23 protein-coding genes are annotated in these 25,759 nt (G+C 72.7%); 6 read left to right on the top strand and 17 right to left on the bottom strand.

Annotated elements, in window-relative coordinates; translation table 11 throughout:
• Positions 1-299: 299 nt before the first annotated feature.
• Positions 300-947, top strand: a complete 648-nt coding sequence (locus tag OG432_RS19595) for a TetR family transcriptional regulator (protein ID WP_328312251.1) — start codon at positions 300-302, stop codon at positions 945-947.
• A gap of 146 nt (positions 948-1,093) precedes the next feature.
• Here OG432_RS19595 and OG432_RS19590 read toward each other — a convergent pair whose 3' ends face one another.
• Both OG432_RS19590 and OG432_RS19585 read right to left on the bottom strand, forming a co-directional pair.
• Complete coding sequence (locus tag OG432_RS19590; protein ID WP_328315162.1) at positions 1,094-1,576, bottom strand: nitroreductase family deazaflavin-dependent oxidoreductase; 483 nt, start codon at positions 1,574-1,576, stop codon at positions 1,094-1,096.
• Positions 1,577-1,614: 38 nt separating this feature from the next.
• Positions 1,615-2,802, bottom strand: a complete 1,188-nt coding sequence (locus OG432_RS19585; protein ID WP_328312250.1) for an acyl-CoA dehydrogenase family protein — start codon at positions 2,800-2,802, stop codon at positions 1,615-1,617.
• A 139-nt stretch (positions 2,803-2,941) separates the two neighbouring features.
• On the opposite strand from OG432_RS19585, the gene OG432_RS19580 reads away from it, so the two are divergent.
• On the top strand, positions 2,942-4,126 hold the full coding sequence (locus OG432_RS19580) for a thiolase C-terminal domain-containing protein (RefSeq protein ID WP_328312249.1): 1,185 nt from the start codon (positions 2,942-2,944) through the stop codon (positions 4,124-4,126).
• 90 nt (positions 4,127-4,216) lie between these two features.
• Here OG432_RS19580 and OG432_RS19575 read toward each other — a convergent pair whose 3' ends face one another.
• The 4 genes from OG432_RS19575 to OG432_RS19560 form a co-directional block, all read right to left on the bottom strand.
• Complete coding sequence (locus OG432_RS19575) at positions 4,217-4,810, bottom strand: flavin reductase family protein (protein ID WP_328315161.1); 594 nt, start codon at positions 4,808-4,810, stop codon at positions 4,217-4,219.
• Positions 4,811-4,958: 148 nt separating this feature from the next.
• Positions 4,959-5,759 carry an enoyl-CoA hydratase/isomerase family protein gene (locus OG432_RS19570; RefSeq protein ID WP_328312248.1) on the bottom strand — a complete coding sequence of 267 codons (801 nt, stop codon included), beginning with the start codon at positions 5,757-5,759 and terminating at the stop codon, positions 4,959-4,961.
• 122 nt (positions 5,760-5,881) lie between these two features.
• A complete protein-coding gene (locus OG432_RS19565) occupies positions 5,882-8,107 on the bottom strand; it encodes an acetate--CoA ligase family protein (protein WP_328312247.1) in 2,226 nt (741 codons plus the stop codon).
• Between the two features lie 801 nt (positions 8,108-8,908).
• Positions 8,909-10,051, bottom strand: a complete 1,143-nt coding sequence (locus tag OG432_RS19560; protein WP_328312246.1) for a flavin-containing monooxygenase — start codon at positions 10,049-10,051, stop codon at positions 8,909-8,911.
• 312 nt (positions 10,052-10,363) lie between these two features.
• Between OG432_RS19560 and OG432_RS19555 the strand changes: the two genes are divergently transcribed.
• Positions 10,364-10,816 carry a DoxX family protein gene (locus OG432_RS19555; RefSeq protein ID WP_328312245.1) on the top strand — a complete coding sequence of 151 codons (453 nt, stop codon included), beginning with the start codon at positions 10,364-10,366 and terminating at the stop codon, positions 10,814-10,816.
• Entirely contained in the window at positions 10,813-11,259 is a 447-nt protein-coding gene (locus OG432_RS19550; protein ID WP_328312244.1) for a Zn-ribbon domain-containing OB-fold protein, read from the top strand. The genes OG432_RS19555 and OG432_RS19550 overlap by 4 nt, the downstream gene beginning before the upstream one ends.
• A 92-nt stretch (positions 11,260-11,351) precedes the next feature.
• Here OG432_RS19550 and OG432_RS19545 read toward each other — a convergent pair whose 3' ends face one another.
• The 4 genes from OG432_RS19545 to OG432_RS19530 all read right to left on the bottom strand — a co-directional run bounded on the left by OG432_RS19545 (position 11,352) and on the right by OG432_RS19530 (position 15,317).
• Positions 11,352-12,002, bottom strand: a complete 651-nt coding sequence (locus OG432_RS19545; RefSeq protein WP_328312243.1) for a pyridoxine/pyridoxamine 5'-phosphate oxidase — start codon at positions 12,000-12,002, stop codon at positions 11,352-11,354.
• Positions 12,003-12,088: 86 nt separating this feature from the next.
• Positions 12,089-12,568 (bottom strand): hypothetical protein, encoded by a 480-nt coding sequence (locus tag OG432_RS19540; RefSeq protein WP_328312242.1) that lies wholly within the window; start codon positions 12,566-12,568, stop codon positions 12,089-12,091.
• Between the two features lie 54 nt (positions 12,569-12,622).
• Positions 12,623-13,933, bottom strand: a complete 1,311-nt coding sequence (locus OG432_RS19535; protein WP_328312241.1) for an MFS transporter — start codon at positions 13,931-13,933, stop codon at positions 12,623-12,625.
• 127 nt (positions 13,934-14,060) lie between these two features.
• Positions 14,061-15,317, bottom strand: a complete 1,257-nt coding sequence (locus tag OG432_RS19530; RefSeq protein ID WP_328312240.1) for an MFS transporter — start codon at positions 15,315-15,317, stop codon at positions 14,061-14,063.
• A 159-nt stretch (positions 15,318-15,476) separates the two neighbouring features.
• Between OG432_RS19530 and OG432_RS19525 the strand changes: the two genes are divergently transcribed.
• Complete coding sequence (locus OG432_RS19525) at positions 15,477-16,517, top strand: GlxA family transcriptional regulator (protein WP_328312239.1); 1,041 nt, start codon at positions 15,477-15,479, stop codon at positions 16,515-16,517.
• Here OG432_RS19525 and OG432_RS19520 read toward each other — a convergent pair.
• From OG432_RS19520 to OG432_RS19510, 3 genes are all read right to left on the bottom strand, one after another.
• Positions 16,514-17,563 (bottom strand): Zn-dependent alcohol dehydrogenase, encoded by a 1,050-nt coding sequence (locus OG432_RS19520; protein WP_328312238.1) that lies wholly within the window; start codon positions 17,561-17,563, stop codon positions 16,514-16,516. The two genes, OG432_RS19525 and OG432_RS19520, sit on opposite strands and share 4 nt — an antisense overlap.
• The gene (locus OG432_RS19515) at positions 17,560-18,732 is read right to left on the bottom strand and encodes an acyl-CoA dehydrogenase family protein (RefSeq protein WP_328312237.1); all 1,173 of its coding nucleotides are present in this window, start codon (positions 18,730-18,732) and stop codon (positions 17,560-17,562) included. The genes OG432_RS19520 and OG432_RS19515 overlap by 4 nt, the downstream gene beginning before the upstream one ends.
• A gap of 480 nt (positions 18,733-19,212) precedes the next feature.
• Positions 19,213-20,124 carry an SDR family NAD(P)-dependent oxidoreductase gene (locus tag OG432_RS19510; protein ID WP_328312236.1) on the bottom strand — a complete coding sequence of 304 codons (912 nt, stop codon included), beginning with the start codon at positions 20,122-20,124 and terminating at the stop codon, positions 19,213-19,215.
• Positions 20,125-20,211: 87 nt separating this feature from the next.
• On the opposite strand from OG432_RS19510, the gene OG432_RS19505 reads away from it, so the two are divergent.
• Positions 20,212-21,138: a cyclase family protein gene (locus OG432_RS19505; RefSeq protein ID WP_328312235.1), complete on the top strand. Its 927-nt coding sequence runs from the start codon at positions 20,212-20,214 to the stop codon at positions 21,136-21,138.
• A 328-nt stretch (positions 21,139-21,466) separates the two neighbouring features.
• Here the strand turns inward: OG432_RS19505 and OG432_RS19500 are convergent, their stop codons facing one another.
• The 4 genes from OG432_RS19500 to OG432_RS19485 form a co-directional block, all read right to left on the bottom strand.
• Positions 21,467-21,988 (bottom strand): ATP-binding protein, encoded by a 522-nt coding sequence (locus OG432_RS19500; RefSeq protein ID WP_328312234.1) that lies wholly within the window; start codon positions 21,986-21,988, stop codon positions 21,467-21,469.
• A gap of 447 nt (positions 21,989-22,435) precedes the next feature.
• Positions 22,436-23,293: an acyl-CoA dehydrogenase family protein gene (locus OG432_RS19495; RefSeq protein WP_328312233.1), complete on the bottom strand. Its 858-nt coding sequence runs from the start codon at positions 23,291-23,293 to the stop codon at positions 22,436-22,438.
• Positions 23,293-24,456 (bottom strand): acyl-CoA dehydrogenase family protein, encoded by a 1,164-nt coding sequence (locus OG432_RS19490; RefSeq protein ID WP_328312232.1) that lies wholly within the window; start codon positions 24,454-24,456, stop codon positions 23,293-23,295. Before OG432_RS19490 ends, OG432_RS19495 begins: the two co-directional genes overlap by 1 nt.
• The gene (locus OG432_RS19485; protein ID WP_328312231.1) at positions 24,456-25,655 is read right to left on the bottom strand and encodes an amidohydrolase family protein; all 1,200 of its coding nucleotides are present in this window, start codon (positions 25,653-25,655) and stop codon (positions 24,456-24,458) included. The genes OG432_RS19490 and OG432_RS19485 overlap by 1 nt, the downstream gene beginning before the upstream one ends.
• Positions 25,656-25,759: the final 104 nt, after the last annotated feature.

Here is a 25,759-nt window from a genome sequence, read left to right as displayed (position 1 = left end):
TAACGAGCCGTCCCGGCCGACGCAGGCGCACAATTCGAACATATGGTCACTTTTCGACGCACGGGGGCCCTCTCACCCCAGACCGCGCACCGCTTGTCCACCAAAGTTGTCCACAGGCTGTTGATAACACCATTCGAGTGGTGGACGAGATCAGGCCACCGGAACCCGCCGCCCGCACCCGCCCCCCGCGCCCGGTTCCGCGTGCCCGTTTCCGCGTGCCCAGGGGCGCGGATCGCGCTCGGGCCCCCATTTGCACTCGGCCGAATCGCGCTCCGATCACCCCTCGGTAAGCTGACGGCATGACAGGACAAGTACGCACCGTCGACGGCCGCGTGGCCGGCCGACGCGGCCAGGCGACACGGCAGAAGCTGCTCGACTGCCTCAGTGAAATGCTCAGCTCGTCGCCGTACCGGGACGTAAAAGTCATCGATGTGGCCCGGAAGGCGGGCACTTCACCCGCGACCTTCTACCAGTACTTCCCCGACGTCGAGGGCGCCGTCCTGGAGATCGCGGAGGAAATGGCCAAGGAGGGCGCCGGGTTGACCGCTCTGGTCGAGGGCCGCTCCTGGGTCGGCCGGGCGGGCTGGCAGACGGCCGAGGAACTCGTGGAGGGCTTCCTCGACTTCTGGCGCAAGAACGACGCGATCCTGCGGGTCGTCGACCTGGGCGCGGCCGAGGGCGACAAACGCTTCTACAAGATCCGCATGAAGATCCTGAACTCGGTCACCAACTCCCTTACGGACGCGGTCACCGACCTCCAGACCAAGGGCAAGGTCGACAAGGACGTCAGCCCCGCGGCGATGGCCGGCTCCCTCGTGGCGATGCTCGCGTCGGTGGCCTCGCACCAGAAGGGCTTCCAGACCTGGGGCGTCAAGCAGGCCGAACTCCGGCCGAACCTGGCGCTCTTGGTCCACCTGGGCATCACGGGCAAGAAGCCGACGAAATAGCGGGAGTACGCGCGCACACCGTCCGCCGAGCAAGTCCTGTCGCGCCGACGGCGGTTCACCCCCGTGAGGGGATGACCGCCGTCGGCGTTTGCGTCTTCGCCCCTCCGATCCCGGATCCCCGGGTCCCGGCGCCCCGGGGCGGCTCCTCAGGGCGCCCCTTGAGCCCTGGGCCCGTCGGCTCTCGGCTCCAGGCGGAAGAGCCGGATCTCGCGCTCGATCCTGGACTGATACGTGGCGTACGGCGGCCAGAAGTCGAGCGCGGCCCGCCAGGCCGCGGCACGCTCCGCCCCTTCGAGCAGCCGGGCCCGCACCGCGATGTCCCGGCCCTTCCAGCTGATCTCGGCATCCGGATGGGCGAGCAGGTTCGCGGTCCACGCCGGGTGGCCGGGCCGGCCGAAGTTGGACCCGATGAGCACCCACGCCCCGCTCTCCTCAAGCGGCATGCAGGCCAGCGGAGTGCTGCGCGCCAGACCGGACTTGGCGCCGCGCGCGGTCAGGACGACGCCGGGCAGCATCTGCGCGCTGAGCAAGACCTTGCCCCGGGTGAGGCGGTGGACGGCCCGGTCCATCGCGGGCACGACGTGCGGGGCGACCCTGGCGAACGCCCGTGTCGAGGACACCCTCCGCATGAGCCGCACCCCCGGCGCGGCCTTGGCGGCCCCGGGCTTCACGCCGTCACCTCGTGCGCGGCGGGGCCGAACAGACCGGCCTGCTCCGCGGCGTGTCCGCGCAGCCGGTGCACGGGCCCGAAGAGCAGTTCGTCGGCGGCGGCCCGCTTGAAGTAGAGGTGCGCCTCGTGTTCCCACGTGAAGCCGATGCCGCCGTGCAGCTGGACCGCCTCGGAGGCGGCTGACCGCAGCGCGTCGAGCCCCTGGGCGAGCGCGAGGGCGCCCGCGCCGGGGTCCCAGGCCGCGTAGTACGCCGCCGACCGTGCCGCCTGCACCTGGACGTACAGGTCGGCGAGCCGGTGCTTGACCGCCTGGAAGGATCCGATGGCCCGCCCGAACTGCTCGCGCTCCTTCACGTACGCCACCGTCCGCTCCAGCGCCTCGCTCGCCGCCCCGACCGCCTCGGCGGCCAGACAGGCCGCGGCGCTGCGGCCTACGGCGGCGAGCGCGGCGTGCGGATCGGTGGAGTCGTCGGGCCCGAGCAACTGTCCTTCGACATCGCGCAGTTGGACCCGCGCCTGCGTGCGGGTCTCGTCGAGGGTGGTCTGCCGGGTGCGGCGCAGGCCCGCCGCATCGCCGCGTACGGCGAAGAGGAGGGTGCGGCTGCGAGCGAACCCGCCGGTGTGCGCGGCGACCAGGAGCAGGTGGGCGCTGTGCCCGTCGAGCACCTGCGCGGCCTCCCCGTACAGCCGCCATCCGCCGTCCGGCGCATGCCCGGCCTGCACGCCTCCGGCCCGGCCGCCGCCGGCCCACGCGCCGTCCTCGCCCGTTCCGGTGAGCCCGAGCGCGAGCGCGAGGCCGGTGCCGGGCACCACCAGGGTGGCGCTCCGCTCACCGCGGGCCAGGGGCGGAAGCAGCTCGGCCTTCTGGGCCTCGGTACCGAGGGCGGCGATGAGCGGGGCCGCGAGCACGGCCGTCGCGAGCAGCGGCGAGGGCAGCAGGGCGCGGCCCACCTCCTCGCAGGCCAGGGCGAGTTCGACCGGGGTGCAGCCGACTCCCCCGTACGCCTCGGGCAGCGCGAGGCCCGCGAGTCCGAGCTCGGCGGAGAGCCGGCCCCAGAGCGCGGCGTCGTGCCCGAGCGGCGTGCGGACCGCGCTCTTCACGTCCTGTGGGCGGCAGTGCTTGGCGAGCAGTTCGTGCAGGGTGCGGCGGATCTCGTCCTGTTCCGCGGTGAAGGTGGCGTCCATCGGCGGGCTCCTCCCCCAGAGGCCGTGCCTCTGAACTGACGGGGCGTCATGTTAGGCGCGGAGCCGACAGATGCACAGCCCGCGCACGGAGTTGTTCGACGCCTCCTGCCGGCCCCGTATCTGATGTACCGTCAGATTCATGTCCTCCTCGCCCTCAGCACATCGCCCCCGCAAGGTCGCTGTCGTCGGCGTCGCACTGTCCGACACCGGACGCGTGGACGACCTCACCCCCTACGCCCTGCACGCCCAGGCCGCCCGGCGCGCGCTCGCCGACTCCGGGCTCGACCGCGGCGTCATCGACGGGTTCGGCTCGGCCGGGCTCGGCACGCTCGCGCCGGTGGAGGTCGCCGAGTACCTCGGGCTCCGGCCCACCTGGGTCGACTCCACCTCCGTCGGAGGCGCCACCTGGGAGGTCATGGCCGCGCACGCCGCCGAAGCGATCGCCGCCGGGCACGCGCGCGCCGTCCTCCTGGTGTACGGGTCGACCGCGCGCGCCGACATCAAGGCGGGGCGGCGCACCTCGAACCTCTCCTTCGGCAGCCGGGGGCCGCTCCAGTTCGAGGCGCCGTACGGCCACACGCTGATCGCCAAGTACGCGATGGCCGCGCGACGCCACATGCACCAATTCGGCACGACGATCGAGCAGTTGGCCGAGGTGGCCGTGCAGGCGCGGGCGAACGCGGCCACCAACCCGGACGCGATGTTCAGCGACCCGATCACCGTCGACGAAGTGCTGTCCGGGCCGATGATCGCGGACCCCTTCACCAAGCTGCACTGCTGCATACGCTCCGACGGCGGCTGCGCGGTACTGCTCGCGGCCGAGGAGTACGTGCCGGACACCGTCAAATCGCCGGTATGGGTGCTGGGTTCGGGCACGTCGGTCTCCCACACGGCGATGTCGCAGTGGCAGGACTTCACGGTGTCCCCGGCGGCGGAGTCGGGCCGGATCGCCTTCGAGCGGGCGGGGGTGCGGCCCGGCGACGTGGACCTGGCCGAGATCTACGACGCGTTCACCTATATGACCCTGGTGACGCTGGAGGACCTGGGGTTCTGCGCGAAGGGGGAGGGCGGGGCGTTCGTCGAGAAGGGGCGGCTGCTGCGGGGCGGGAGCCTGCCCGTCAACACCGACGGCGGCGGGCTCTCCGCCTGTCATCCCGGGATGCGGGGGCTGTTCCTCCTGGTGGAGGCGGTGCGGCAGCTGCGCGGGGAGAGCGGGGCGGGGCAGGTCCGTCGGGCCGACGGCAGCCTTCCCGAGGTGGCGGTGGCCTCGGGGACGGGGGGTTGGTTCTGCTCCTCCGGAACGGTCGTCCTGGGCCGCGGGTAGCCCCGGACCCCGGGAGCCCCCGATCCCCCCTCCCCTCCCCTCTGCGACACTCCGAGGGGGTCGCGGCGGGGGTCGCGGCGGGCCGCGGGGTCAGGTGGTGAACTGCCCGAACCGCCCCCGGTGGAAGAGCAGAGGACCAACCCCCTCCCCGCCCTCCCCCAGCCCCTCGACCCGCCCCACCACAATGAGGTGATCCCCACCCGTGTGCACCGCGTGGACACGGCAGTCGACCCACGCGGCCACCCCGTCGAGCAGTGGCGACCCCGTCGCCGGCGCGGGACGATGAGCGACCCCGGCGAACTTGTCGGCCCCACTGACCGCGAACCCCCTGCACAGTGAGCCCTGTTCGGCCCCCAGGATGTTCACGCAGAACACCCCGGCCTGCGCGATGCGCGGCCAGGTCGTCGAGGTGCGGGCGACCATGAAGGCGACCAGGGGCGGGTCGAGGGAGAGCGAGGCGAAGGACTGGCAGGCGAAGCCGGTCGGCCCGCCCGGGTCCTCGGCGGTGATGACGGTGACCCCACTGGCGAACTGCCCGAGCACGCGCCGGAACAGCGCGGGATCGAGGGGCGCCCGTTCGTCGTCCCGGACGGCCCGAAGATCCGGCCGGGGCAAGAACTCGACGGGCTCGGCGACCGTGGCGGCGCCGACGGACCTGAGGTATCGGACGACGGTGGCCGCCATCCCTGCGTGTCCCATCACGTCACCCATTGAACCTGACGATGCGTCAGATGAGAACCCCCGGAGAGCGGGGAGCGGGGGCCGGGAAGCGGGAGCCGGGGATGGGTGTTGTGGGCCGGGGGTCGGGACTCGCCCGTCGGCCCACACCCCCCTACAAACCGCGGTACTTGGGCGTGCGTCGTTCCACGAAGCCCGCCACACCCTCGTTGGCGTCCCGCGTGGTCATGTTGATCTCCTGGGCCCAGGCCTCGGCCGCGAACGCGGCGGCGCGGTCGGTGTCCAGGGAGGCGTTCACCAGCTGCTTGGTGAGGGCGATGGCGCGGGTCGGCCCGGCGGCGAGCCGCTCGGCCCATTCCTTGGCCATGGCGGGGAGCGCGGCATCCGCGACCACACGGTTGACCAGGCCCATGCGCTCGGCGTCGGCCGCCCCGAGCGCGTCCCCGAAGAACATGAGTTCCTTCGCGCGCTGGGGTCCCACGAGGCGCGGCAGCAGATAGGCCCCGCCGCCGTCCGGGACCAGGCCCCGGCGTACGAACACCTCGATGAACCGGGCCGATTCGGCGGCGAGGACCAGGTCGCAGGCGAGCGCGAGGTGGGCGCCGAGGCCGGCGGCGGTGCCGTTGACCGCCGCGATCACCGGTTTCTCGCAGTCCAGTACGGCGCCGATCAGACGTTGGGCGCCCTGGCGGATGGTGCGCGCTACGTCCCCCGCGACCCGTTCACCCCCGGTCGAGGGAGCCCCGCGCAGGTCGGCCCCCGCGCAGAACCCCTTGCCGGTGGCAGTGATCACGACGGCCCGTACGGCAGGGTCGGCGGAGGCCGCGCCGAGCAGCGAGATGACCCGTTCGCGCTGGTCCCAGGTGACGGCGTTCATGGCATCGGGGCGGTTGAGCGTGATCCACGAGACGCCGTTGTCAGTGGCGTGCAGTACCAATGAGTGCAGGGGGTCCATGGAGGGGCTCCAAGCGAGGCGGGTCACGGGTCCGAGTACGAGGACCGGTACGGGGGGGAGGGCCCGGTATGGGCGACAGGGGGGTACGGGGATGCGGGGTGGGCCGCGCGATGATGTGGGGGTCAGCGGCAGATGGCGAGGGCGTCGAGCGCGACGGCGCCCTGCCCGCGCGGGAGCACCATCAGCGGGTTGATGTCCAGCTCGGCGAGCTCGTCGCCCAGTTCGAGGGCCATGCGCTGGACGCGCAGGACGACCTCGACGAGCGCGTCCACGTCCAGCGGGGGCCCGCCGCGTACGCCGTCGAGGAGCGCCCGCCCCCGCAGCTCGTCGAGCATGTCCCGCGCCTGGTCCTCGCCGAACGGCGGCACCCGCACGGCCGAGTCGCCGAGCACCTCCACGAGGACGCCGCCGAGCCCGACGGTCACGGTGGGCCCGAACAGCGAGTCGTGCGTGACGCCGACGACCATCTCGACGCCCCGCTCGACCATCTGGCAGACCAGGATGCCGTCCAGGTCGACCCCCTCGTACCGGGCGATGTCGGTCAGCTCGCGATAGGCGTCGCGGATCTGGCTGGCCGAGGTCAACCCGACCTTGACCAGACCGAGTTCGCTCTTGTGGGCGAGGCGGGCGCCCGAGGCCTTCATGACGACGGGGTAGCCCACGAGCCCCGCCGCGCGCACGGCCGCAGCCGCGCTGGTCACGAGCTGCTCGCGCGGCACCCGGATCCCGTACGCCCGAAGCAGCTGCTTCGCCGCGTGCTCGCTGAGCTGCTGACCCGGGCGCATCAGGGCCTGCGCCTTGCGGAACGAGGGGGAGGGCACGCGGGGCGCCTCGTCGAACGGGGAGCGGTATCCGGTGGTGAACCGGTGGTGGGCGAGGTGGGCCCGCACGGCGCCGATGCAGTTGGCGAAGGTGCGGAACGTGGCGACCCGGTCCGAGCCGAGCAGCGTCTCCCGGTAGGCGGCCTCGGTGCCGAGCGGCGAGCCCCACACCACGCACACCAGCTTGTCCGTCTGTTCCGCCGCGTCCACCAGGTCCTGCGCCAGCTTGTCGCTCATGGGCGGGAAAGGTCCGGTGATGGGGCAGATCAGCACCCCCACGGACGGGTCGGCGAGGATCGCGTCGATGATTTTCCGGCCGCGCCAGTCGCCGACGGGGTGCCCGCCGTTGTCGACGGGGTTGGCGACGCTGAGGTAGGGCGGTATCCACTCGTGGAGTTCGGCCTGTTTGGCGGCGGAGAGGGCCGGCAGGTGGAGCCCGGCGGCGCTGGCGAGGTCGGAGAAGTGCGCCCCGGTGCCACCGGAGATCGAATAGACGACGACGCCGTCGGCACTCGGCCTGCGGGCCCTTGCCAACAGGGTCGCGGTGTCCTGGAGTTGATCGAGGCCGTCCACGCGGATGACGCCGTACTGACGCATGGCGGCGTCCACGACGTCGTCGGCGCCGGTCAGCTTGCCGGTGTGTGAGGCGGCCATGCGCGCGCCGGCCTCGGTGCGGCCGACCTTCACGGCCACCACGGGTACGCCGGCGCGGGCCGCGCGGTCGGCGGCCAGCAGAAAGGCCCGCCCGTCCTTGAGCCCTTCCACGTAACAGGCGATGGCGCCGACCTCGGGGCGTTCGGCGAAGTAGGAGATGAAGTCGGAGGTTTCGAGGTCGGCCTCGTTGCCGGTGGGCGCCCAGTGCGAGAGCCGCACACCCAGCTCCTGGAGGGTGAAAACGGGCCGGCCCTGGTGCCCGGACTGGGTGATGAGGGCGATGGCCGGCCCGTCGAGGTCGTCCCGGAAGCGCTCGAAGGCGTTGAGGTTGGTGTTGGGCCCGAGCAGCCGGAGCCCGGACCGCTTGACGGCCGCGGCGAGCCGTTCCTGGGCGGCGGCTCCCCGCTCGCCGGTCTCGGCGAACCCGGACGCGAAGGCGACGGCGAACTTCACCTTGGCTTCGGCGAGTTCCTCGATGACGGGGAGGGGGTCACCGACCAGGAGCACGGCGAGATCGACCTGTTCCGGCAGGTCGGAAACGGCGGGCACGCAGGGCAGTCCGAAGACGGTGGTGCGGGTCGGGTGGACGGGGTGGACGCGGGCGCCGACCCGCTGGGCCCAGTCGACGAGCTGGCGGGTGATGCCGGTGTTGGGGCGTCCCTCGGCATCGGAGGCACCGATGACGGCGACGGACTCGGGCCGGAAGAACCGGTCCAGGTCCGGTACGTCGGCGTACAGCGGGCGGCCGCTGACGTCCAGGTCGCCCTCGCCCGCCGCTCTGCCGTGGACGGCGCCGGGGCCGGGCTGTTCGCCGCAGGCGACCACCCGTGCGCGGAAGTCGGTCGTGAGGGTGCCGTGAGTCGATCCAAGCATCGTTCCGCCCGCTCCTGGGTCGATGGCCAACATGATGGAGCCGTGCCGGTGGTAACTGACGTACAGTCAGATTACAGACCTGACGGTCAGTCAGGAACCGGTGTGCGGGCAAAGCCTGGACCTTGCGGGGCGAGCGCCCCCGTACGTGGGACGCGTGCAAGCCCTGCCCGCCCCCAAGCCACCCCCAAACCCCCTTTCCAGCCACCCTGGGCCTCCGCCCGGCACCGCGTAGCCATGGGCCGCGGGGCTGCAGCACTGCGCGGCCCCGCCGCGACGGGCGCGACCCCTCGGCGCCGGGTGCCCTACAGGGGCGCGGGGAACTGCGCGAGAAGCGGGCACGGTCCGCGGACGAAAGCGGGGTTAGGAGCGCGGGGAACTGCGCGGGACGCGGGCACGGTCCGCGGACGAAGGCGGGGTTAGGGGCGCGGGGAACTGCGCGGGACGCGGGCACGGTCCGCGGACGAAGGCGGGGTTAGGGGCGCGGGGAACTGCGCGGGAAGCGGGCACGGTCCGCGGACGAAAGCGGGGTTAGGAGCGCGGGGAACTGCGCGGGACGCGGGCACGGTCCGCGGACGAAGGCGGGGTTAGGGGCGCGGGGAACTGCGCGAGAAGCGGGCACGGTCCGCGGACGAAAGCGGGGTTAGGGGCGCGGGGAACTGCGCGGGCAACCCTCCACGGCCCGCACCCTGAAGACGACCCTTCGAGGGACGCGGGGAACTGCGCGCCCGGCTGTCCACGGCCCGTGGACGAGGGCGCGCGCCCCGGCCGCAGGGCGTACCCGCCGGCCGGGCGGTGCCGGACTCAGCGGGACAAGGCTTTCGCGATGCGCTCCGCATCGATGCGGAGCTCCCGCAGCATCCCGCTGATCGGATTCGTGAACCCCGTGAAGTACAGCCCCGCCGCCCCCGGCACCGTACGAGCCCCCCGCACCCGAGGCCGCCCCCGCTCGTCGAGCACCCCGAGGTGCCCGGCCAGCGGCTCAAGCCCCCGCCGGTACCCCGTCGCGCAGATCACCGCGTCCGGCGAAAGTCGCGTCCCGTCCGCGAGGACGACCTTGCCGTCGTCGAAGGAGTCGACCGCCGCGACCGGTTCGACCCGCCCGGCGCGGACCGCCTCGATCAGGCCCACGTCCTGCACGGGAATCGCCCCCTCGCGCACCCGCGCGTACAACCCACGGGCCGGCCGTGGCAGACCGTAGGCGGAGAGGTCGGGCACGGAGAGCCGTTCGATCAGCGCCGCACACCGGTCCACCAGGCGTACCGGGAGCCGGCGCACCAGAATGCCGGTGGCCTGGCTGGGCCACCCCGCCGTGGAGCGGCGCACGATGTGCGGCGCGGTCCGCACCGCGAGCCGCACCCGCGCCGCCCCGCCCCCCGCGAGGTCGGCCGCGATCTCCGCCCCGGTGTTGCCGGCCCCCACGACGAGGACGTCCCGGCCCACGTACGACCCGGGATTGCGGTAGAGGCTCGCGTGCACCATCTCGCCGGTGAACGTCCGCGCTCCGGGCCAGTCGGGAACATACGGCGTGTGGTTGTACCCGGTGGCCACCACCACGGCCGGCGTGACCAGCCGCCGCCCCCCGGTCGCGTGCAGCACCCACCCCTCGCCCCCCGGGCCGCGCTCGATGCGCTCGACCTCGACCCCGGTGACGATCTCCAGGTCGTGGACGGCGGCGTACTTCTCCAGGTAGCGCACGACGTCGTCACGAGCGACCCAGCGTCCGAACCGGCGCGGCATCCGCAGGCCGGGCAGCGAGGAGAGCCGGCGCGTGGTGTGCAGGTGCAGCCGGTCGTAGTGGCGCCGCCAGGACGCCGCCACGGCGTCGGACTTCTCCAGCACGACGGCCCGCACGCCCCGCGCTCGCAGCGAGGCGGCGACGGCGAGACCGCCGGGCCCGGCGCCGATCACATAGACGGGGCTCGCGGGGTGGGTGGTGTCGACCATGAACGCTGAGCGTAACGCTGTGAATACTTGATGGGTCTCGGTCAAGCCCGGAATGGATTGCGATCTGATCACGCCCCCGCCCCTTGCGCACGGCCCCCGGATCCGCTGAACTGACGTACCGTCAGAAACACGGGGACGCACGTACACGGAACACGTGCACGGAACACGTAGGCGGACACGTGCACGGAACACGTAGGCGGACACGTGCACGGAACACGTAGGCGGACACGTGCACGGAACACGTAGGCGGACACGTGCACGGAACACGTAGGCGGACACGTGCACGGAAGACGTACGCGGAAGGGGCCCGGCGTGGACTCGATCTGGCTCGGCGGCGCCGAGTGGCTGGCCGTCCTGCGCATAGGCCTCGGCCTGTGGTGGCTGGAGAGCTGGCGGCACAAGGACAAGAAGGGCTGGTTCGAGCGCGGTACCGGCATCGCCTGGGCGTCCGACGTCGCCGCCAAGCACAAATGGAGCGCGGTCCGCAGCGGCTTCGACGCCGTGGTCCGCCCTCGCCCGAAGGCGATGGCGTACGTGGTCGTCTACGCCGAACTCGCCCTGGGCCTCGGCCTGGTGGCCGGATTCCTGACCCCCGTCGCCCTCGTCTGCGGGCTCCTGCTCAATCTTCTCTATCTGGTCCTGATGATCCACGACTGGGCCGAGCAGGGGCAGAACGCGATGATGGCCCTCATCTCGCTGGTCGCCCTCGGCGCCATGTCGTGGCAGACCTGGTCGCTCGACGACGCGATGGGACTGTTCCGATGACCGGGCCCGGCGCGTCCGGCGCGGCCACGCCCGACGTCGACGCCTTCACCCGCACGTACTGGGACGCCGCCGCCGAGGGCCGCCTCCTCATCCGCCACTGCGCCGCCTGCGGCCGCCCGCACCACTACCCGCGCGAGTTCTGCCCGTACTGCTGGAGCGACGACGTGACCTGGCTCCGGGCCGAAGGGCGCGCCACGCTCTACACCTGGTCCGTCGTGCACCGCAACGACCTGCCGCCCTTCGGCGACCGCGTCCCCTACGTCGCCGCCGTCGTCGACCTGGCCGAGGGCCCCCGCATGATGACCGAGGTCGTCGGGTGCCCCCAGGCCGCATTGCGGATCGGGATGGAGCTGTACGTGAGCTTCCGGACCGGGGCCGAGGACGGCGTGACCGTGCCCGTGTTCGGCCCCGCGCCGGACGGGGGCTCCCAGCGCCCCCGTTGACGGGCGAACGCCCCCGGTCGGCCCCGCACCGGCTTGCGCGTGGGGGTTGCACAGACCCTTCCGGTGCGGGGCCACCGCCCCGCTTCGGGCCGTCAGGGCCAGAGGAGTTCGCGGGACCAGGCGGCGCCTTCGCGGCGGTAGCGCAGCCGTACGTGCCGTCGCTGCGCGTCGCCCTGGAAGAACTCGACCTCCGTCGGGTCCAGCACGTAACGGGTCCAGGTGGGTACGAGAGTGTCCGGGGCCGCCTGGGCACGTTCCCAGGCTGCCGCCGATGCCCGCTCCAACTCCTCAAAACTGTCCAGGACTTCACTCATCCTGCCGACCAGGGCCGCCGCGAGCGCACCCGTCGAGCGGGCGTGCAGGTCGGCCTGCGACACGTCCTGGCCGGCCGGGGTCACGGTGCCGCGCACCCGCACCTGGCGGCCCACCGCCGGCCAGTAGAAGGCCAGCGCGGCCTCCGGGTGCGCGGCCAGCTGCCGTCCCTTCGCGCTGGTGGAGTGCGAACCGAAGTGCCAGCCCTGGTCGTCGGCGTCGTGCAGCGTGAGGGTGCGGACGTCGGGGCGGCCCTGCGGGTCGACCGTCGCGAGCGACATCGTGTGCGGCTCGGGCTGGCCGGCTTCGGCGGCGTGCGTCAGCCACGACTGGAAGAGGGGGAGCGGGGTTTGGGGGGCGGTGTCGGGGTTGAAGGTGGGGAGCGTTGCGTCCCAGACGCGGAGGGTGTGGAGGAGCTGGCGGAATTCCATGCGGCCATTGTCGCGAGGGAGGTCCGGCGCAGTTCCCCGCGCCCCTGGGGCGCTGTTCCCCACGCCCCTCAAATCCGGGCAGGCGCTTACCAGGGGCGCTCGGTGATGAGGGCTCCGGTGGGAGATTCCACCCGGAGGACCCCCTGGTCCCCGTACTCCCCACCCCGCCAGTCCCCGAACACCTCCGCCACCCGGCGCCCCTGCCAGCCGCCCGAGCCCAGCGGAACGAAGTTGACCGTGACGACGGCCTTCCCCCTCCCGCCCTGCCGGTGCATCCGTACCGCCACGACCGACGGCCACATCCCGTCGTCCGCCTTGGTGAGGTGCTGGGCGTAGTAGTCGACGAAGCCCCGCGTCATGTCGGACCAGCCCTCCGCCAGGCAGGGGCTCGCGGGGCCGTCGGCGGCCGCGCCCGGCGTGCCGGCGGCGGCGCATGCCGAGGTCGCCGGGGCCGTGCTCGCCGGGGCCCGGGGCGTGGCGCCCGGGTGGGCGGTGCCGCAGGCGGCCGTGGTCGCGCACAGCAGGGCCGCGGCCAGCACGGCGCCCGCCTTCTCGCTCGGTCTCACGGCACGCTCCCCCTCGGTCGCGGCCCCGTAGGGCCTCCACGGAGGAAGAGGGACTCACGCGGCGAGCGGTTCCCCGGCCGGGCCGCGGTGCCGGATGACGAGGGCCATCAGCGCGGCCGCCGCGCACAGCGCGCCCGAGGCGTACCAGACGACGTCGTAGCTGCCGAAGACGTCACGGGCGACTCCGGCGAGGAAGGCCACGACAGCCGCGCCGACCTGGTGCGAGGCGAGCACCCAGCCGAAGACGATGGCGCTGTCCTCGCCGTAGTGCCCGCGGCACAGCGCGATGGTCGGCGGCACGGTGGCGACCCAGTCGAGCCCGTAGAAGACGATGAAGAAGATCATCGGCGGGTGCACACTGGGCGCGAGCAGCATGGGCAGGAACAGCAGCGAGATGCCGCGCAGCGCGTAGTACGTGGCGAGCAGGCGGCGCGATTCGAAGCGGTCGGTGAGCCAGCCGGAGAAGATCGTGCCGACGACGTCGAAGACCCCGACGACCGCGAGGAGTCCCGCGGCCGCGGTGACCGGCATGCCGTGGTCGTGGGCGGCCGGTACGAAGTGGGTCTGCACCAGGCCGTTGGTCGTGGCGCCGCAGATCGCGAAGGTGCCGGCGAGCAGCCAGAACGGCCCGGTGCGGGCGGCCTTGACGAGGACGGTGAGGGTGCGGCGGGCGGCTCCCGTGACGGGGGCGGGCTTGGGGACGTACTCGGCCGAAGAACCGTACGGTGCGAGGCCGACGTCCGCGGGGTGGTCGCGCAGCAGGAGCCAGACGAACGGGACGACGGCGAGCGCGGCCAGCGTCACCGTGATGGCGGCCGGGCGCCATCCGTGGGCCTCGACCATCCAGGAGAGCAGCGGCAGGAAGATCAGCTGGCCGGACGCGGAGGCGGCGGTGAGGATGCCGGTGACCAGGCCGCGGCGCTCGGTGAACCAGCGGTTGGTGACGGTCGCGGCGAACGCGAGCGCCATCGAGCCGCTGCCGAGTCCCACCAACAGGCCCCAATAGAGGATGAGTTGCCAGGCGGTGTGCATGAACACGGTGAGCCCGGAACCCACCGCGATGACGGTCAGGGCGACCGCTACGACCTTGCGGATGCCGAACCGGTCCATCAGCGCGGCGGCGAAGGGCGCGGTCAGTCCGTAGAGGGCGAGGTTCACCGAGACCGCGGCGCCGATCGTGCCGCGCGACCAGTGGAACTCCTGGTGCAGGGGGTCGATGAGCAGTCCGGGCAGCGAGCGGAAGGCCGCGGCTCCGATGATCGTGACGAAGGCGACGGCCGCGACGAACCACGCGCGGTGGATCCTGGGCTCGGCCTTGCGGGGCGGCGCGGGGACGGCGACGGGGCTGTCGGTTGTCTGGGTCACGTCATCCAGCGTGGCCGTACGGTTCCGGCCGTACGAGTGGCCCAGAGGCCACCCTTCGCAGGGATCGGGCCAACACCCCCCTCGCGCCCCGCCCCACCCGCCACCCGCCCCCAGAGGGCCCGCCTCCTCAGCCCACCCCGCTTCCGACGCGCCGCAGGCCGCTGATCGCCGGGACGGCGAGGAGGACCGCGACCGCCACGACGTTGAGGCCGGCCCCCACGAGCAGCAGCTTCTCGGCGCCGAACGCCTCGGCGACCGGGCCGGCCAGCGCCCGTCCGGCCGCGAGCATCAGCAGGGATCCGGCGACGTCGTAGGCGTGCAGCCGGTTCAGGGCCTCGGGCGGCACCTGGGTCTGGACGGTCGTGGACCACATCACCAGCCAGAACGCGAAGGCCGCGCCGAGCGTGAACTGGCCGGCGCCCAGGGCGGCCACGGGCAGGTCGAGCCCGAGCGAGAGCAGCGCGACGGATACGCCGAGGAGGGCGAGCGCGCCCGCCGCGAGCGGCCGGGCGGGGCGCAGCCGCAGGGCCAGCAGGCCGCCGAGGACGCTGCCCGCACCGTTGACGGCCATGAGCGCGCCATACGTTCCGGCGCCGTGGCCCTCGGTCACCAGGACCGCGGTGAGCGGGGTCGCGGGGCCGAGCACGGTCAGGCCGTACACCGTCCAGACGGTGATGACGCCCCACAGCCACGTGCGCGCCCTGAACTCCCGCCATCCCCCGGCCAGTTCGGCGCCGAAGCCGCCGCGCGGGACGTCGCTCGCCCCGGCCGCGCCGAGCCTGAGCAGGAAGAGGCAGATGCCGCTGACGCCGAACGTCGCGGCGTTCGCGGCGAAGACCGCGCCCGCGCCCCACAGCCCGGCGACCGCGCCCGCGAAGGCGGGGCCCGCCATGCCCATGAGGGCCTCGGAGACGCCGAGTACCGCGTTGGCGCGCTGAACGTCGGTGGCGATGCGCGGCACCGTCGAGGCGACGCCCGGCTGGAAGAGGGCCGCGCCGACGCCGGAAAGCGCGCTCAGGGCGTACACCTCCCACAGCGGCGGGCCGCCGTCGAGCACCATGAACGAGACGGCGAGCACGCTCGCCCCGACGAGCCGCAGGGCGTCCGCGACGACCATCATCCGGCGCGGGGTGAAGCGGTCGGCGAGCACGCCGCCGAACAGGACGAGCGCGGCGAACGGCCCCATCCAGGCGCCGAGCGCGTAGCCGACGGAGGAGGCGGGGCGGCCCGCGCCGAGCAGCCCGGCGGCGAGCGCGACCGGGACCATGCCGTCGCCGAAGAGGGCGACCGTGCGAGCCGTGAAGAAGAGCCGGAATTGGTGATTCCACAGCTGCGGGCCGGGCGCGGGCAGCGCGTTCAACGGCGGGGCCGCCGCTGAGGCCATCGCTGGGGATGTCGCCGGGGATATCGCTGGGGATGCCGCCGGGGGAATGTCCTGGGCGCTTGCAGACTTGTCCGTCACAAGATGGCAGATGTACCAGGTGATGGTCTATACCACCACTGGACGGCGGGACCACCACCGAACAGCAGGGAGGAGAGCGCGATGGATCCGGCTCGTGCCCGTGGTCGTGGCGGCGACGGCGCCCTTGAGGACGCGCGGCCGCACCGGGTCGTGGTGCTCGCGCTCGACGGGCTGCTCCCCTTCGAACTGGGCATCCCGCAGCGGATCTTCGGCCGGGCCAAGGACCCGGTGCGCGGACCGTTGTACGAGGTGGTCACCTGCTCGGTGCGGCCGCCCGGCCCGGTGTGCACCGACGCGGACTTCTCGGTCCTCGTGGAGAACGGCCCCGAGGCGCTGGCCACCGCGGACACGGTCGTCGTCCCCGCGTCCTACGAACTCGGGCCGGTCTTCGACGAGGGTGTCCTCACCCCCGAACTGGCCGCCGCCCTCGCCCTCGTACGCCCCGGCACCCGCATGGTGGCGATCTGCACCGGCGGCTACGTCCTGGCCGCGGCCGGGCTGCTCGACGGGCGCCCCGCCGCCACGCACTGGGCCTGCGCCGAGCACTTCCAGCGGATCTTCCCGGCCGTGGACGTCGACCCGGAGGTCCTGTTCATCGACGACGGCGACGTGCTGACCTCGGCCGGGGTCGCCGCCGGGATCGACCTGTGTCTGCACATCGTGCGGCGCGACCACGGCTCGGCCGTCGCCAACGACGTGGCCCGGCGCACGGTGGTCCCCCCGCACCGGGCCGGAGGCCAGTCCCAGTTCATCCAACGTCCGGTCCCCGAACCCCAGGTGGCGACGACGACGGCCGCCCGCGCCTGGGCGCTGGGCCGCCTGCACGAGCCGATCCAGCTGCGCGACATGGCCGAACAGGAGGCGATGTCGGTCCGCACCTTCACCCGCCGCTTCCGCGAGGAAGTGGGCCTGAGCCCCGGCCAGTGGCTCACCCAGCAGCGCGTGGAACACGCACGCCAGCTCCTCGAATCGACCGACCTCTCGGTCGACGCGATAGCGCGCGCGGCGGGCTTCGGCACGGCGACCTCGCTGCGCCAGCACCTCCAGGCGGCCCTCGGCGTCCCGCCGACCGCCTACCGGCGCACGTTCCGCACGGGGACGGCGGGCCGGCCCGGGAGCTAGAAGGTCAGCACGCCGCGCGCCACCCGCCCCTCGTGCAGATCCTCCGCCGCCTTGGTGAAGTCCTCGACGGGGTACGTCCTGGTGACGAGCTCGTCGAGCAGCAGGGCCCCCGTGCGGTACAGATCGCAGTAGCGGGGGATGTCGCGCTGTGGGCGTGAACTCCCGTACCGGCAGCCGAGGATGGACTTGTCGAGGAAGAGCTCCGCGGGCAGGAAGGCCGCCTCCACCGTGGGGGCGGTCATGCCCAGCAGGACCGCCTGGCCGTGCCGGTCCAGGAGGTCGACGGCGGCGCGCACCAGGGCCGGGTGGCCCACGCATTCGAAGGCGTGGTCGGCGCCGCGGGGAAGGATCTCGCGCACCCCCTCGACCGAGGGCAGGAAGTGGGTCGCGCCGAACTGGCGGGCCAGCGGCTCCTTCGCCGGATTGGTGTCCACCGCGACGACCACGGAGGCGCCGGCGATGCGCGCGCCCTGGAGGACATTGAGCCCGATCCCGCCCGCGCCGATGACCACGACGCTCTCCCCGATGTCCACCCGGGCCCGGTTCAGGACCGCACCCACGCCCGTCAGGACCCCGCAGCCGATCAGCGCCGCCGAGGTGAGCGGCACGTCCTCGGGGATCTTCACCGCCTGCACGGCCTTGACGAGGGTGCGCTCGGCGAACGCCGAGTTCGAGGCGAACTGGTACAGCGGGGCCCCGCCCCGCGAGAACGGCCGGCCCGGCATGCCGATCGCCTTGCGGCACATCGTGGGCCGGCCCCGGTCGCACTCCGCGCACGCGCCGCAGCTGGCGAGCGTGGACAGCGCGACGTGGTCGCCGGGCGTCACATGGGTGACCCCGGAGCCGACCGCCTCCACCACGCCCGCACCCTCGTGTCCGAGGACCACCGGCACCGGGAACGGGATCGTCCCGTCGATGACGGAGAGGTCCGAGTGGCACAGGCCCGCCGCCGCGATGGCCACGAGCACCTCCCCCGGCCCCGGGTCCCGTATCTCCAGATCGTCCACGACCTGGCTCTGCTTCCCGTCGAAAAGGACACCTCTCACGGAACACGGACCTCCCTGGGCAGGCCGAGCACCCGCTCGGCGATGATGGTGCGCTGGATCTCGTCCGAGCCGCCGTAGATCGTGTCGGCCCTGGAGAACAGGAACAGGTGCTGGAGCGCGTCGAGTTCGTACGGTCGCGACGCGCCGTCCCAGTCGTACGGTCCGACGGTGGCGGCCGCGCCCCGCACGGCCATCGCCAGCTCCCCGAGCCGCCGGTGCCAGCCGCCCCACAGCAGCTTGGCCACGCTGGGCGCCCCGGCGTCGTCGGCGCCGCCGAGGGTGCGCAGGGCGTTCCAGCGCATGACCTTCAGCTCGGCCCACTGCGCGGCGATGCGGGCGCGCAGGGCGGGATCGAGGGGACCTGATCCGGCGACTGCCCGTGCGACGACTCCCTCCAACTCGGCCGCGAAGCCGATCTGTTGGGCCAGTGTGGACACCCCTCGCTCCAGGGCGAGCAGGCCCATGGCGATCTGCCAGCCGTTGCCCTCGCCGCCCACCAGGTGCTCAGCGCGGGCCTCGGCCCCGTCGAAGAACACCTCGTTGAACTCACTGGTCCCGGTCATCTGCCGGATCGGCCGGACCTCGATCCTGCCGGGCTGGTCCATCGGCACGAGGAGGAAGGAGAGGCCGTGGTGGCGCCGCGAGCCCTCCTCGGTGCGGGCCAGCACGAAGCACCAGTCGGCCTCGTGGGCCAGCGAGGTCCAGATCTTCTGGCCGGTGACGCGGTAAGTGCCCCCCTTGCTACCGCCGTTGGCGCCGTTAACGCCGTCGCGGCGGGCCGTCGTGCGGATGCCGGCGAGGTCGGAGCCCGCGCCGGGCTCGCTGTAGCCCTGGCACCACAGCTCCTCGCCGCGGGCGATCGGGGGCAGGAAGCGGGCCTTCTGGGCGGGGGTGCCGTGGGCGATGAGGGTGGGGGCGAGGAGGTTTTCGCCGATGTGGCCGGTGCGGGTGGGGGCGTGGGCGCGGGCGTATTCCTCCGCCCAGACGACCTGCTGGGTGAGGCTGGCCGTCCGGTTCCCGTACGCCGCCTCGGCCCATCCCATGCCGATCCATCCTGCCCGGCCCAACTCCCTTTCCCACGCCTGCGGTTGCACGCTCGCATGCGCCCTGAGCCAGGCTCTTGCCTCTTCGCGGAACGCGGTGTCGGCGGGGCCGAAGCCGAAGTCCATGATGCCGGTGCCTCCTCATCCCGCGCAGTTCCCCGCGCCCCTGAAACCCGCCTTCGTGTGCGGACCGTGCTCGCTTCTCGCGCAGTTCCCCGCGCCCCTAAAAACCCTGGTTCGGGTGCGGACCGTGCTCGCGTCTCGCGCAGTTCCCCGCGCCCCCAACCCCGCTTTCGCCTGCGGACCGTGCTCGCGTCTCGCGCAGTTCCCCGCGCCCCTAGAAACCCTGGTTCGTCTGCGGGCCGTGCTCGCTTCCCGCGCAGTTCCCCGCGCCCCTTAACCACTCGGTGCCGGCCCGCATGGGCATCCTCAGCCCGTCATGGGGGTCCCCCCTGGCCCTTAAGGCCTTGGGGGAGTTTGAGGACGAGCGCCCTTTAGGCGCGAACGGGGTCTGGGGCGGAGCCCCAGGGGGCCGAGCCTCTCAATTCGCCGCACGGGCGGGTGGGTGGGAAAACGCGTCGGGGTCCGGGGCGGAGGCCCGGGGGGTTAGGTGTTGGGGCGGGTGGCGTTGGAGGCGGCTTGGGCCATCGCTTCCAGCTGGGCCAGGAGCGGCATGGGGTCCACCCCGACCGTCCCGGGGAGGAAGTCCGCGATGCGCTCCGGCGTCCAGGAACCCTCCGCGTACCCCGCGCGGAGCTCCCGCGGCTGCGCCCACACCGCGATCTTGGGCCCCGCGATCGTGTACACCTGCCCGGTGATGCCCTCCTCGTGGGCCCGGGAGGACAGCAGGTAGACCACGAGCGCCGCCACGTCCTCGGGCGAACCGATCTCCTTCAGTTCCATGGGCACGTTCGCGGACATCCTGGTGCGGGCCACCGGCGCCACCGCGTTGGCCGTCACGCCGTACTTGTGCAGGCCGAGCGCCGCGCTGCGCACCAGGGAGATGATGCCGCCCTTCGCCGCGCTGTAGTTGGCCTGGGCGACGCTGCCCTGGTGGTTGCCGCTGGTGAAGCCGATCAGCGTGCCCGAGCCCTGTTTGCGCATGACCGCCGAGGCCGCCCGGAACACGGTGAACGTGCCCTTCAGGTGCGTGGCGAGCACCGGGTCCCACTCCTCCTCGCCCATGTTGAACAGCATGCGTTCGCGCAGGATGCCCGCGACGCACACCACTCCGTCGATCCGCCCGTACCGGGCGAGCGCGGTGTCCACGATGCGCTGACCGCCCGCCATCGTCGAGATGTCGTCGGCGACGGCCACCGCCTCGCCGCCCGCCGCGAGGATCTCCTTCACCACCCCGTCCGCGATCTCGCTGCTCGGCTCGCCGCCCTCGATCGAGACGCCGTAGTCGTTGACGACGACCTTCGCCCCTTCGGCGGCCGCGGCGTGTGCGACGGCGCGGCCGATGCCACGGCCCGCCCCCGTCACGGCGACGACTTTGCCTGCCAAGAAGTTCCCCACGTCCGGCCCCTTCCCGCGGTTTCTGACGGACCGTTAGATTCTATGACCGGTCGGATACTCCACCACAAGCCCCCGGGAGGGACGCGTATGTCACTGCCGCCCGAGTTCCACGAGATCGCCAAACGCGTGAACAACTGGGGGCGTTGGGGGGAGGCCGACGAGATCGGCACCCTCAACCTCGTCACCGGGGCCGTCGTGCGCGAGGCCGCCGCGAGCGTCCGCAGCGGGCGCCGCGTCCCGCTGGCGCTGCCGCTCCGGCAGGACGGCGTGCAGACCGGGGTCATCCCGGGCCGGGTCAATCCGCTGCACACCATGGTCCAGATCAACCAGGAACTCTTCGGCCCCGGCACGGTCGCGTGCAGCGACGACGCGGTGACCTTCGGGCTCCAGGCCGCCACGCACTGGGACGCACTGACCCACGTCTCGCACTCGGGGAAGATCTACAACGGCCGGCCCGCCGCCACCATCACCGCGCACGGGGGCGCCGAGTTCAGCGGCATCGACAAGCCCCGCCACCTCCTCTCGCGCGGCGTCCTGCTCGACGTGGCCCGCGCCAAGGGCCTCGACCGCCTGGCGGGCGGCCACGCGGTCACCCCGGAGGATCTGGCGGAGGCCGAGGAGTTCGCGGGGGTCACCGTGCGCGCCGGGGACGTCGTTCTCGTACGGACCGGACAGATGCAGGTGTATCTGTCCGGGGACAGGCACGGCTACGGCTATCCCTCACCGGGGCTGTCCATCCGTACGCCCGAGTGGTTCCACGCGCGGGACGTCGCGGCGGTCGCCAACGACACCCTCACGTTCGAGATCTTCCCGCCGGAGATCGAGGACCTGTGGCTGCCGGTGCACGCGCTCGACCTGGTCGAGATGGGGATGCTCCAGGGCCAGAACTGGAACTTGGAGGAGCTGTCGACGGCCTGCGCGGAGGCGTCGCGGTACGCCTTCCTGCTGAGCGCGATGCCGGAGCCGTTCGTCGGCGGTACGGGGACCCCGGTCGCCCCGGTGGCCGTCCTGTAGCGGGCGCGCGCCTTCCACCCGGCGGCAGGGCGGGGCCGCCACACCCTCGGCCGGGCGGGGGCCCCACGGCCGCGGCCCGGGGACCTCGCGGGTGGCGGCGCCGCGTGCGCGCCCCGAGCGCGGCACCGTCGCCGCCACCCCGGCAGCGGCGTGCCCGCTCCGCTCCCCCGACCCCGGGGGGAGCGTCGCCCTGGTGAAGCCGACGCCGCGCCACGACCCGCACTCGCCGAGGCCGTGCAGTGTCCTCGGCGTCCCCTCGCGACGAATCGCTCGTCCCAGGGTGATCAGCGCGCCACCACCCGTCAACACCCACTGAAGGATTTGCCGGTTATGCCCGATTGATGACAGCGCGTGGGGGCACATACGTCGCACTCTCGCACGCCCCGTCCATGCGCCTCGGGTGCTCCTTGAGCCCCGAGTGCCCCGAACGCTCCGGCGCCGACGGCATGCCGGGCGCGGCGCGGTCCACCTCGCACCAGATGGCCTTGCCCCCGTCCTCGGCCCGCCAGCCCCAGCGGTCGGCGAGACCGTCGACGAGTTCCAGGCCCCGGCCGTTGGTGTCGTCGCCCTGCGCGTGCCGCGGCTCGGGCGGCCGGCAGCTGGCGTCGGCGACCTCGACGCGCACGGTGCCGCCCTCGGCGGGCCCGAGCAGCATCCGCAGGACCGCCGGACAGCCCGTGTGCACCACGGCGTTGGTGACGAGCTCCGAGATCAGCAGGATCAACGTCTCGGCGACCGGCTCATCGAGCCCTATTCCGGAGCCCGCCAGCCTGGAACGGGCCCACCTGCGGGCCCGGCCCACCTCGGCGGGATCGGGACCGACCTCCAACTGAACCTGAAGCACCTGCACCGTTCACACCATCCGAACCGGCGGACACATCGCCTCGCGCCTCACAGGGACCACCATCGGGGTCACGGAACGTGATTCCCCCGGGAGACAGCATGGTTGACGTACAGTCACCGCAACAAGCGCTTCGGGCATATTCCAGCGCGAAGGAGTATGCGTGGTGCATACTGTGCGGCTCACTTTGCGGGGAACCGAACGGGAGCGCGTACGACGCGCCCGTGCGGTGCGGGCGGCGCGCGTTCCCGGGCCCGGAGCCGCCGCACTGGCAACACCGGGAGGACCGCGCCACACCACCACTCGCATCCCACGGAGAGTACCGGAGAGCGCCCCCGACTCCGGCTCGCGACGGGTGCGCCGGGCCGCCCTTGTCCACGCACCGTGACCGCCCGGTGCGCCGGCCGCGGCCCGGCCGGGCGCCCGGCGGCGGCCCCTTGGGGGTCCCGCGCCGCCCTACAGCGACCGCGCCAGGACCTCCGCCGCCTCGTCCGCCGACTGCCACTGCTCGGCGCGCACCCAGGCCCGCTTGAGGTGCAGATGCACATCGGCCTCCCAGGTGAAGCCCATGCCGCCGTGGACCTGGAGGCAGTCGCGCGCGCCGCGCACGGCCGCGTCGTCGGCGAGGAGTTTGGCTCCGGCGATCTCGTCGGGATCCTCGGTGACGGCCGCCGCGTAGACGGCGGCGCGCGCCACCTCGGTCCGTACGAGCATGTCGGCGCAGAGGTGCTTGACGGCCTGGAACGCGCCGATCGGCCGTCCGAACTGCATGCGCTCCTTGGCGTGTTGGACGGCGAGTTCGGTGGTGCGCGACGCGCTGCCGAGTTGTTCCGCCGCGGCGAGCAGGGCCGCTTCGGGCACATGCGTACGGGTTCCGCGCGTGCGGTGCAGCGGGGTCAGCGGGTCGACGGAGCGCAGCGGGACGGCGCCTTCGGTGTCGCCCCATACGTGGTCGGCCTCGTCGAGCCAGGCGGTGAGCGGGCCGTCCGCCCAGGTGACCACCGACTCGCCGTCCGCCGCGCCCGGTTCGGTGCCGGCGGCCAGATGGGTGGCCACCAGCGGGCCGGGCAGCAGCGCCCGCCCCGCCTCCTCGAACACCAGCACCGCCTCGGGGAGTCCGAGCCCGACGCCGCCCCGGCTCTCGGGGAGCCGCAGTGCGAAGAACCCGGCATCGCCGAGCGCCCGCCACAGCGACCGGTCGAGGCCGGGCCGTTCCACGGCCGCCCGCAGCGCCTCCCGGTCGAAGCGCGCCGCGAGCAGGTCGCGCATGCCCGACTTCAAGGCGATCTGGTCCGGGGTGAGTTGGAAGTCCATCAGCGCCCCTTGGGCAGGCCGAGGATGCGCTCGGCGACGATGTTGCGCTGGATCTGCGAGGTGCCGGCGGCGATGGTGTAGGAGAGGGAGGAGAGACGGTCCAGGGTCCAGTCGTGGGCGAGGTCGAGCGCGCCGGGACCAAGGACACGGGCGGCGGTGTCGTACAGCTCCTGACGTGCGTGCGAATAGCGGAGCTTGAAGACCGAGCCCCCGATGCCCGGTACGCCCCCGCCGCGCTGCGACGCGCTGACGTTCCACTGGGTGAGCCGCCACAGGGCCGTGAACTCGGCGTTCAGTCGCCCCAGTTGGCGCCGCACGGCGTTGTCGTCCCAGCTGCCGTTGCGTTGCGCGGTCTTGGCGAGTTCGGCGAGCGTCCTGCGGCAGGCGACCACTTCCCCCACGAACGCGGTGCCGCGTTCGAAGGAGAGCGTCACCATGGTGACCCGCCAGCCGTCGTTCTCGGCGCCGACCCGGTTGGCGACGGGGACCCGTACCTCGTCGAGGAACATCTCGGCGAACTCGGCGGAGCCGGCGAGGGTGCGCAGCGGGCGGACCGTGATGCCGGGCGCGTCCATCGGCATCGCGAGCCAGGTGATGCCCCGGTGCTTGGGGGTGTCCTCGGCGATGGGCGCGGTGCGCACCAACAGTTCGCACCAGTCGGCGACTTCGGCGTGCGAGGTCCAGATCTTGGAGCCCGTCACGACGTAGTCGTCGCCGTCGCGGACCGCGCGGGTGCGCAGCGCCGCGAGGTCGGATCCCGCGTCGGGTTCGCTGAAGCCCTGGCACCAGATCTCGTCGCCGCGCAGGACCGGCGGCAGCCAGCGGGCCCGCTGCCCGGGGGTGCCCTCGGCGGCGACGGTGGGTCCGGCGTGCAGCAGCCCGACGAAGTTGGCGCCCACGTAGGGCGCGCCCGCCTTCTCGGTCTCCTCCAGGTAGATGAGGTGCTGGGTGGGCGTGGCGCCCCGGCCGCCCGCCTCCTCGGGCCAGTGCAGGCCCGCGTACCCGGCGTCGTACAGCATCCGCTGCCATGCGGTGTCGTACGCCCGTCGCGCCGGCCAGTCCAACGGGTCGGGTCTGGGCGGCAGTTCGGGAAGGGCCGTGCTCAGCCAGGCACGCAGCCGGGCACGGAAGGCCTCTTCCTCCTCGCTGTAGGTGAGGTCCATCAGCGGGCGCGGTCGAGGTCGAGGCCGAGCATGCGGATGGCGTTGCCGCGCATCAGTTTGTAGACCGTCTCGTCGTCGAGGCCCTTGACGTGGTCGAGGGCCACCTCCTTGGTGTGCGGGAAGGTCGAGTCGACGTGCGGGTAGTCCGTCTCGAAGGTGGCGTTGTCGCGGCCGACCACGTCCAGGGAGGCCACCCCGTGCTTGTCGCGGAAGAAGCAGCAGAAGATCTGCCGGTAGTAGTACGTCGACGGCGGCTCGGGGATCAGATCGCGCACCCCGCCCCAGGCCCGGTGCTCCTCCCACACGTCGTCGGCGCGTTCCAGGGCGTACGGGATCCAGCCCATCTGGCCTTCGCTGTAGGCGAGTTTGAGGGTGGGGAACTTCACGAGGACGCCGCTGAACAGGAAGTCCATCATCGAGGCCATCGCGTTGTTGAAGCTGAGCGAGGCCTGGACGGCGGGCGGCGCGTCGGGGGAGGCGGCGGGCATCTGGGAGCTGCTGCCGATGTGCATGTTGACGACGGTGCCGGTCTCCTGGCAGACCGCGAAGAACGGGTCCCAGTAGCCGGAGTGGATGGACGGCAGGCCGAGGTGCGTGGGGATCTCGGAGAACGTCACCGCGCGCACCCCGCGCGCGGCGTTGCGCAGGATCTCGGCGACGGCGAGGTCGATGTCCCACAGCGGGATGATGCACAGCGGGATGAGGCGGCCCCCGCTGTCGCCGCACCACTCCTCGACCATCCAGTCGTTGTAGGCGCGGACACAGGCGAGGGCGACCTCCTTGTCGTGCGCCTCGGCGAAGGTCTGGCCGCAAAAGCGCGGGAAGGTGGGGAAGCAGAGCGAGGCCTCGACGTGGTTGAGGTCCATGTCGTCCAGGCGCGCCTTGGGATCCCAGCAGCCGCGCCGCATCTCGGCGCGGGTGATGCCTTCCAGCGTCATGTCGTCGCGGTCGAAGCCGACGGCGGCGATGTTGCGCTTGTACGGGAACTTCAGGTCCTCGTAGATCCACCAGTCGGTGGGCGGTCCGTCCGGGTCCATCGTGATCTGGTACTTGCCTGCCACATAGGCCAGTTCGCCGATCCCGGCGGTGAGCGGACGCGGCCCGCGCTCGCGGTACTTGGCGGGCAGCCAGACGTCGAAGAGATGGGCCGGCTCGATCACATGGTCGTCGACGCTGACGATCCGCGGCAGTTCGGTCATGAGGTCCCCTCCGCACATCTGATGCTCCGTCAGATTGCAGGCTAGCCCCGCACCCCTGGACCAGCAAGGAGCGGGGACCTACGCTCTCCGCCATATCTGACTGA

Origin of the sequence: Streptomyces sp. NBC_00442, from assembly GCF_036014195.1 — a bacterium.
Classification (GTDB): Bacteria; Actinomycetota; Actinomycetes; order Streptomycetales; family Streptomycetaceae; genus Streptomyces.
Note: the sequence above shows the minus strand (reverse complement) of the source record. Positions and strands in the feature narration are given on the sequence as shown.

What these genes read in the sequence shown, in the direction of transcription:
- OG432_RS19585 (WP_328312250.1), bottom strand. Translation starts at nt 2,802, where the DNA reads ATGGACGCCACCTTCACCGCGGAACAGGACGAGATCCGCCGCACCCTG.
- OG432_RS19590 (WP_328315162.1), bottom strand. Translation starts at nt 1,576, where the DNA reads ATGCGGAGGGTGTCCTCGACACGGGCGTTCGCCAGGGTCGCCCCGCAC.
- OG432_RS19580 (WP_328312249.1), top strand. Translation starts at nt 2,942, where the DNA reads ATGTCCTCCTCGCCCTCAGCACATCGCCCCCGCAAGGTCGCTGTCGTC.
- OG432_RS19595 (WP_328312251.1), top strand. Translation starts at nt 300, where the DNA reads ATGACAGGACAAGTACGCACCGTCGACGGCCGCGTGGCCGGCCGACGC.
- OG432_RS19490 (WP_328312232.1), bottom strand. Translation starts at nt 24,456, where the DNA reads ATGGACCTCACCTACAGCGAGGAGGAAGAGGCCTTCCGTGCCCGGCTG.
- OG432_RS19515 (WP_328312237.1), bottom strand. Translation starts at nt 18,732, where the DNA reads ATGGACTTCGGCTTCGGCCCCGCCGACACCGCGTTCCGCGAAGAGGCA.
- OG432_RS19550 (WP_328312244.1), top strand. Translation starts at nt 10,813, where the DNA reads ATGACCGGGCCCGGCGCGTCCGGCGCGGCCACGCCCGACGTCGACGCC.
- OG432_RS19575 (WP_328315161.1), bottom strand. Translation starts at nt 4,810, where the DNA reads ATGGCGGCCACCGTCGTCCGATACCTCAGGTCCGTCGGCGCCGCCACG.
- OG432_RS19560 (WP_328312246.1), bottom strand. Translation starts at nt 10,051, where the DNA reads ATGGTCGACACCACCCACCCCGCGAGCCCCGTCTATGTGATCGGCGCC.
- OG432_RS19485 (WP_328312231.1), bottom strand. Translation starts at nt 25,655, where the DNA reads ATGACCGAACTGCCGCGGATCGTCAGCGTCGACGACCATGTGATCGAG.
- OG432_RS19495 (WP_328312233.1), bottom strand. Translation starts at nt 23,293, where the DNA reads ATGGACTTCCAACTCACCCCGGACCAGATCGCCTTGAAGTCGGGCATG.
- OG432_RS19525 (WP_328312239.1), top strand. Translation starts at nt 15,477, where the DNA reads ATGGATCCGGCTCGTGCCCGTGGTCGTGGCGGCGACGGCGCCCTTGAG.
- OG432_RS19530 (WP_328312240.1), bottom strand. Translation starts at nt 15,317, where the DNA reads ATGGCCTCAGCGGCGGCCCCGCCGTTGAACGCGCTGCCCGCGCCCGGC.
- OG432_RS19505 (WP_328312235.1), top strand. Translation starts at nt 20,212, where the DNA reads ATGTCACTGCCGCCCGAGTTCCACGAGATCGCCAAACGCGTGAACAAC.
- OG432_RS19565 (WP_328312247.1), bottom strand. Translation starts at nt 8,107, where the DNA reads ATGCTTGGATCGACTCACGGCACCCTCACGACCGACTTCCGCGCACGG.
- OG432_RS19570 (WP_328312248.1), bottom strand. Translation starts at nt 5,759, where the DNA reads ATGGACCCCCTGCACTCATTGGTACTGCACGCCACTGACAACGGCGTC.
- OG432_RS19545 (WP_328312243.1), bottom strand. Translation starts at nt 12,002, where the DNA reads ATGGAATTCCGCCAGCTCCTCCACACCCTCCGCGTCTGGGACGCAACG.